Origin of the sequence: Mycobacterium sp., from assembly GCF_052143115.1 — a bacterium.
GTDB lineage: Bacteria > Actinomycetota > Actinomycetes > Mycobacteriales > Mycobacteriaceae > Mycobacterium.
In genome coordinates, this window is the sequence record NZ_JBKQTQ010000242.1 from 1 (window position 1) to 6026 (window position 6026).

At 63.9% G+C, this 6026-nt stretch carries 6 protein-coding genes; 5 read left to right on the forward strand and 1 reads right to left on the reverse strand.

Going from position 1 to position 6026, the window contains the following annotated elements; translation table 11 throughout:
* On the forward strand, positions 1–1562 hold a 1562-nt coding region (locus tag ACLQI9_RS23775; protein WP_442392285.1), incomplete at its 5' end, for an ATP-binding protein.
* A gap of 258 nt (positions 1563–1820) precedes the next feature.
* Here ACLQI9_RS23775 and ACLQI9_RS23780 read toward each other — a convergent pair.
* Positions 1821–2225, reverse strand: a complete 405-nt coding sequence (locus ACLQI9_RS23780) for an ester cyclase (protein ID WP_442376811.1) — start codon at positions 2223–2225, stop codon at positions 1821–1823.
* Positions 2226–2355: 130 nt separating this feature from the next.
* Here ACLQI9_RS23780 and ACLQI9_RS23785 point away from each other — a divergent pair, with 130 nt between their 5' ends.
* From ACLQI9_RS23785 to ACLQI9_RS23800, 4 genes are all read left to right on the forward strand, one after another.
* On the forward strand, positions 2356–2508 hold the full coding sequence (locus tag ACLQI9_RS23785; protein WP_442392286.1) for a hypothetical protein: 153 nt from the start codon (positions 2356–2358) through the stop codon (positions 2506–2508).
* Positions 2509–2625: 117 nt separating this feature from the next.
* A complete protein-coding gene (locus tag ACLQI9_RS23790) occupies positions 2626–2934 on the forward strand; it encodes a hypothetical protein (RefSeq protein WP_442376813.1) in 309 nt (102 codons plus the stop codon).
* A gap of 224 nt (positions 2935–3158) precedes the next feature.
* Positions 3159–5822: an ATP-binding protein gene (locus tag ACLQI9_RS23795; RefSeq protein ID WP_442376815.1), complete on the forward strand. Its 2664-nt coding sequence runs from the start codon at positions 3159–3161 to the stop codon at positions 5820–5822.
* Positions 5819–6026 (forward strand): hypothetical protein (locus ACLQI9_RS23800; protein WP_442392287.1); only part of this gene is annotated, 208 nt, incomplete at its 3' end. The genes ACLQI9_RS23795 and ACLQI9_RS23800, both read left to right, overlap by 4 nt.

Here is a 6026-nt window from a genome sequence, read left to right on the forward strand (position 1 = left end):
CTGAGATTTGTCAGCGCCTCGACGGGATTCCATTGGCCATCGAACTGGCCGCCTCGCGGATGGCGTCGATGACCGCCAGTGAAATGCGTGATCGCCTTGATCACCGGTTCAGGCTGCTGGTCGGATCGCGACGCGGACTAGAACGCCACCACACGCTGCGCCACGCGATGGCCTGGTCCTACGACCTTCTCGACGACACCGAAAAGACGGTGCTGGACCGCTGTTCGGTCTTCGCGGGCGGATTTGACCTGCACAGCGCCTGCGCGGTAGGCGGATCAGATGACCTCGACGAGTACGCCATCCTCGAGGTACTCGACGCTCTTGTGCGCAAGTCGCTGCTGGTGGCCGACCGGTCGGCGGGGCGGACCCGGTTTTCGATGCTGGAGACCATCCGCCAGTTCGCCGAGGAACAACTGGTGGCCCGTGGCGAAGCGTCCGAGATTCGGGCCGCGCACTCGCGGTACTTCGCCGGACGGGAAGCCGACATCATGGCCCTGTGGGACAGCCCGCGCCAGCGCGAGGCCCACGAATGGTTCACCACTGAGCTGGCCAACCTACGTACCGCGTTTCGCTGGGCTGTCGACCACAAAGATCTCGATGTGGCTGCCACCATCGCAAGCTACGCGGGGTTTTTCGGCACGGGGGTCGAGAATTATGAGCCGATCGGCTGGGCCGAGGAACTCATCGAACCCGCGAGTGCGACCGATCATCCCAGGCTCGCATTCCTGTATGTGGTCGCGTCGCAGTGCTTCATGGCGGGGCGGGTCGACGATGCCGTCCGCTACTGCGACGACGGCCGGATCGTTCTCGGGAGGAGCGGCGCTGTGCTGCCGCATGGCAGCGAAGGTGTCCTTGGAAATGCGTACATGTATATCGGTCAGGCCGATCGGTGGACCGAGATATGCCGTGCCCAGCTGCAACGCCGCAATGACGCCCCGGTGATCACACGGGCAAGTCTGATTTTCGCGCTGACGTTCGCTGGTCGCGGCGAGGAGGCAAGGGTTGCCGCGAACGGTCTAATCGAGGCCGCCGAGGCCACACGCAACCCCCACGCGCTGTCGAACGCGCTGAACGCCTACGGATTCGCCCTTCGCGACACCGATCCTGACCGAGCACTGGACGCCCTTCGCCGGGGTCTGGTGATCGCCCAAGACAGCGGTAGCCGATGCAGCGAACTAGCGACGAGTCTGGCCAGCTTCGAAACCGGACTCGGTGACATTGCGTCCGCACTCGATCACGTCACTCTGGCAATCCGCAACTACCACGACTCGGGCAGCACCGCCTTGATGCACGGGCCGCTGGCGGTCGTCGCTGTTCTGTTCGACCGGCTCGGACGACGCGAACCGGCGGCCACCATCGCAGGCCTCGCGTTCGATCCCGTGACCGCAGTGTTTGTTCCCGAGATCAGATCCGCGATCACCCACCTCCGCGACATCCTCGGCGACCAGACCTACGAATCGCTCGCACGCAAGGGCGAGACCATGACCACCGCCGCCATGGTGACCTACGCATACGACCAAATCGACCAGGCCCGAGCCGAACTGAACGCTGTCTCGGAATAGACCTGAATAAGACACCGGTCGGGGCTATAGGCGGCCACGTCCGAGACCTTCGACCCACCGCCGCTTCCCACTGGGTCCGCTCGTCTCGAAAACGATAAGTCGGCCCCCACAGTGACAGGGAGAAATTTGGGCCCGGCCGGAGTTGCAGTGAGGTTGTGGTCTGTGCCGTGGAATCGTGTGCTGGGACGTAGGTCTATCCATCGAAGAGGTGAGCCCTATAGGCGGGCGCTAATGGGGTGAGCGGGGAGTCTCAACCCCTTAACTGGTGAGTTGCCCCATCAGTCCCATGCTGTCTTGCTCGATCCAGCCTCGGCGCAGTTTGCCGTCGGTGACCTCGTAGATGCTGATTCCGCTGTAGTCGATCGCTCGGCCCGTCGGTGGCAGGCCGAACAGCGTTCCGGTTTGGGTTCCCCGAATGCGCCACCGGCACACCGTGCGGTCGTCGGTGGCGAAGAGGTCTTCGACGACCACCTGCTCGTCCGGAACACCCTCGAAGTAAGTACTTCTGAACGCCCGATAGGCGTGGATGCCGAAGACCGGTTCGATACCGGCGGGGTGGAGCTCGAAGTCGGGGTGCAAGAATTCTTCGAGGTTGGATAGGTCGCGCTTGTCTTCCGCCGCGATCCAATTGCGATGAACTTGTGCGTTGTCGGCTGCCCCCATAGGGAGAAGGGTTTCATGGTGCAGAACGGCGGTCAACGACGGCGGCGTCGAACGAATGGGCTTCCCCTCGAATCGTGAAGGCTTTCCTTATGCTGCGGCCGGTTGGTCTGCAGCGAGTCTCTCGTATTGGATGGGCGACATCAATGCGGCGGCGGCGGCTGTTGTAGAAGACTTTGACGACGCCGACGGCGGCGGCCTGACCCGGCCGTCGGGAGCTTCAACCGAAGTCGCTGGGAACACCGCGACAACTTTGGAGATTCCGCACGGTGAGTCTCCGGCCTGACGGCTGACCGTACCCGGCCTGCGGCTTTGCTTGATTTTCCGTACCCCTCCAGCACACTCGGTCTAGGCTCCGCTCGGGATGGGCACTCGGCCAATCCCAATCGAAAGGAATGACCGAATGGCGATTCTGACTGCGGTAACGATCCAGCCGCGCTCAGCCGAGGTGTGGGACGACCTGCAGAAGCTGCTCAAGAAAATCAAGGACTTGGTCGCGAAGAAGGGCGGCGAGAACGTCACGGTGCTGGTCACTGTCATCGGCGGCGAGGCGACGAACCAGCTGGTGTTCCTCTCCAGCTCCGAGAGCTGGAGCAAGTACGGCCAGGTCCAGGAGGCGTTCTACGGCGACCCCAAGGCGCAGGCGCTGCTGCAGGAGGCCGGGAAGCTCGCGACCTGGCAGACGTTCGCCGCGCAGACGCTCGACCTCTGAGCCTCCCCAATTGAGAGGCCCCGCCGGGATCGGATTCAGAGAACGGCGGGGCTTCTCTCATTCTGGCCATAAGGGCTCGCAGCTGGGAAGCTTTCAAAGCAGTGTGACCACGGCACGGGGCCTGCGACTCGCGGAAGTTCGTGTCAACTACGCATGTATCCGGTGACCGGGCCGGATTCGCCGATGTACGAGGTAGGCGCGTGTCTGTGTGAGATTCTGCGGGGGTGTCCGCTGATCCGGAGGCTGCTCCTTCGGGGGTGGTGACGTTTTTGTTCACCGATGTCGAGGGCTCGACCCGTCGGTGGGAGGCCGACCCCGATGCGATGCGGTTGGCGCTGGCCGCGCATGACGAGGTGCTGCGCGGGGTGATTGAGGCGCACGGCGGCTGGTTGTTCAAGCACACCGGGGACGGTGTGTGTGCCGCGTTCGCATCACCAAGGGCAGCGGTCGATGCCGCCATAGCCGCGCAGCGCAAACTGGAGTTGCCGGTGCGGATGGGGCTGGCGACCGGCGAGGCAGAGCTGCGTGACGGCGACTACTTCGGAACGGTGCTGAATCGTGCCGCGCGGGTGATGATGTCGGGTCATGGCGGGCAGGTTCTGCTCGATGGCACCACCGCCGACCTTCTCAACGGGTTCGACCTCGTCGAATTGGGACCGAAACGCTTACGCGACTTGACGAAGCCCGTTGTCTTGTTCCAGGTACTCGCTGCCGACCTGCGCGCCGAGTTTCCTCCGCTGCGCACGCTCGACCGGGTGCCGGGGAATCTGCGACCACCGACGACCAGCCTCGTCGGACGCGAGACGGATTTGGCGGAATTGCTGACGGCGTCGAAGACGAGTCGCCTGGTCACGCTGACCGGCGTCGGCGGTGTTGGAAAGACCCGGCTGGCATTGGAGGCCGCCGCGCGGTTGGCGGACGAGTTCCCAGACGGCGCGTTTCTCATCGAGCTGGCCGCAGTCAACGATCCCGCTGCCGTCGCCAATGCCGTCGCGGCCGTCCTCGGTATCACCCAACAGGCCGGTCTGAGTGTTGCCGACAGCGTGGCGGCAGCGTTGGAGGATCGTGTGCGGCTGCTTGTCTTCGACAACTGCGAGCATGTGCTGGACGCCGCTGCCGACATGATCGATGCGATCCTGTCGCGGTCCTCGACGGTTGGCGTGCTGGCTACCAGCCGGGAAGGGCTCCGCTTGGCTGACGAGCAACTCTGGCCGGTTCCGTCGCTGGAGTACACCGGGATCGATTCCGCCGCAGCCACATTGTTCACCGAACGCGCCAAAGCGGTCGCACCCGCCATGTCGTTGAGCGCACCCGACGACGTGAATGTGGTGGTTGAGATCTGCCGACGGCTCGACGGTATCCCGCTGGCTATCGAGCTTGCCGCATCACGTATGCAGGCCATGACCGTCACCGAGGTACGCGACCGGCTCGACGATCGATTCCGGCTACTCGTTGGCTCGCGGCGAGGCCTCGAACGGCACCAAACCCTGCGGGCGACCGTGCAGTGGTCGTATGACCTGCTCGATGGGGCCGAAAAGTCTCTGCTGGCTTCATGCTCGGTATTCGCGGGCGGCTTCGACCTCGCGGCAGCCCGTGTGGTCGCCGGGTCTGCCGAGGAATTCGCCACTCTGGATCTGCTCGGCGCGCTGGTACGCAAATCGCTGCTGGTGGCTGACCGGTCAACCGGGCAGACCCGGTTTTCGATGTTGGAAACTGTCCGGCAGTTCGCCGAAGAGCAACTCGCCGCCGTCGGCGGGGCTGATGACGCCCGAAACGCCCATGCCTGTTACTTCGCCAACTGCGAAGCCGACATCCTCGGCCTTTGGGACAGCCCTCGCCAACGCGATGCTTACCAGTGGATTGCACGTGAACTGGCGAATCTGCGCGCCGCGTTCCGTTGGGCCGCAGACCATCACGACCTGGATACCGCCGCACCGATCGCCTTCTACGCTGCACTTCTGGGTATGTGTTCGGAACGACTGGAGCCCGTTGGCTGGGCGGAGGAACTCGTCGCACCCGCCGCCGCCTGCGACCATCACCGGCTCGTACAAATTTGCACAATGGCTGCCCAGTGTTATGCCGCTGGGCGTGTCGATGAGGCGATCGGCTATGTCGAGGTAGGGCAGGCCGCAGTCGAGCGCGGAGGCTACGCGGAGGTTCCGCTCGGCTTCGAGGCCGCTCTCGGCACCGCCCACCATTTGAAGGGCGAGCCGCTGAAGACGGCTGCGATGGTGCGCAACATGATGGCGCGAACACCCGGTCCGCATATCCTCGCGCGGTCGCAACTTGTGATGGCGTTGACGAATGGTGGTGCGAACGACGAGGCAATGCCCGTCGCTGTGGGGCTACTGAATGTTGCGGACACGATTGCCAATCCGAATGCCAAAGCATTGGCGTTGAACGCCTACGCCTGGGCCTACCGCGACGCCGACCCCGTCGCAGCCTACGACGTGGGTCTGCGCGCGATGATCGTCGCTCATGACAGTGGCAACCGCTTCATGGAGTCAACGATTTCCATCAACCTCTCCAGACTCGCCGTGAGCCACGGCGACGCCATGGAAGCCATCGACTATTTGCTGCTTGCGATTCGCAACTATCAGGAATCAGGCAGCTTTCTCCTGGTAACCGGTCCGTTGGCGATGATCGCCGTCCTCCTCGACCGATATGGGCGCTATGACGCCGCCGCCACGCTCATGGGATTCGGCGACGTACCGGGCTCTCGTCTGGTCTTTCCCGAAGTCGATTCGGCGATAGCACATTTGCGCGAGGTGCTCGGTCACCAGACCTATGAATCGTTCGCGCGCGCCGGAGCGGGTATGACGACCGCCGCCGTAGTCGCCTACGCATTCGATCAGATCGGCCAGGCACGGGCGGAGCTTTCCCCATGAAGGCGGCCGAATCTCCACACGGTGTCGTCAGCTTCCTGTTCACCGATGTCGAGGGCTCGACCCGTCGGTGGGAGGCCGACCCCGATGCGATGCGGGTGGCGCTGGCTGCGCATGACGAGGTGCTGCGGGCGGCGATCGACGCGCACGGCGGGTCCATGTTCAAGCACACCGGCGACGGGGTGTGCGCGGCATTCTCGTCACCGA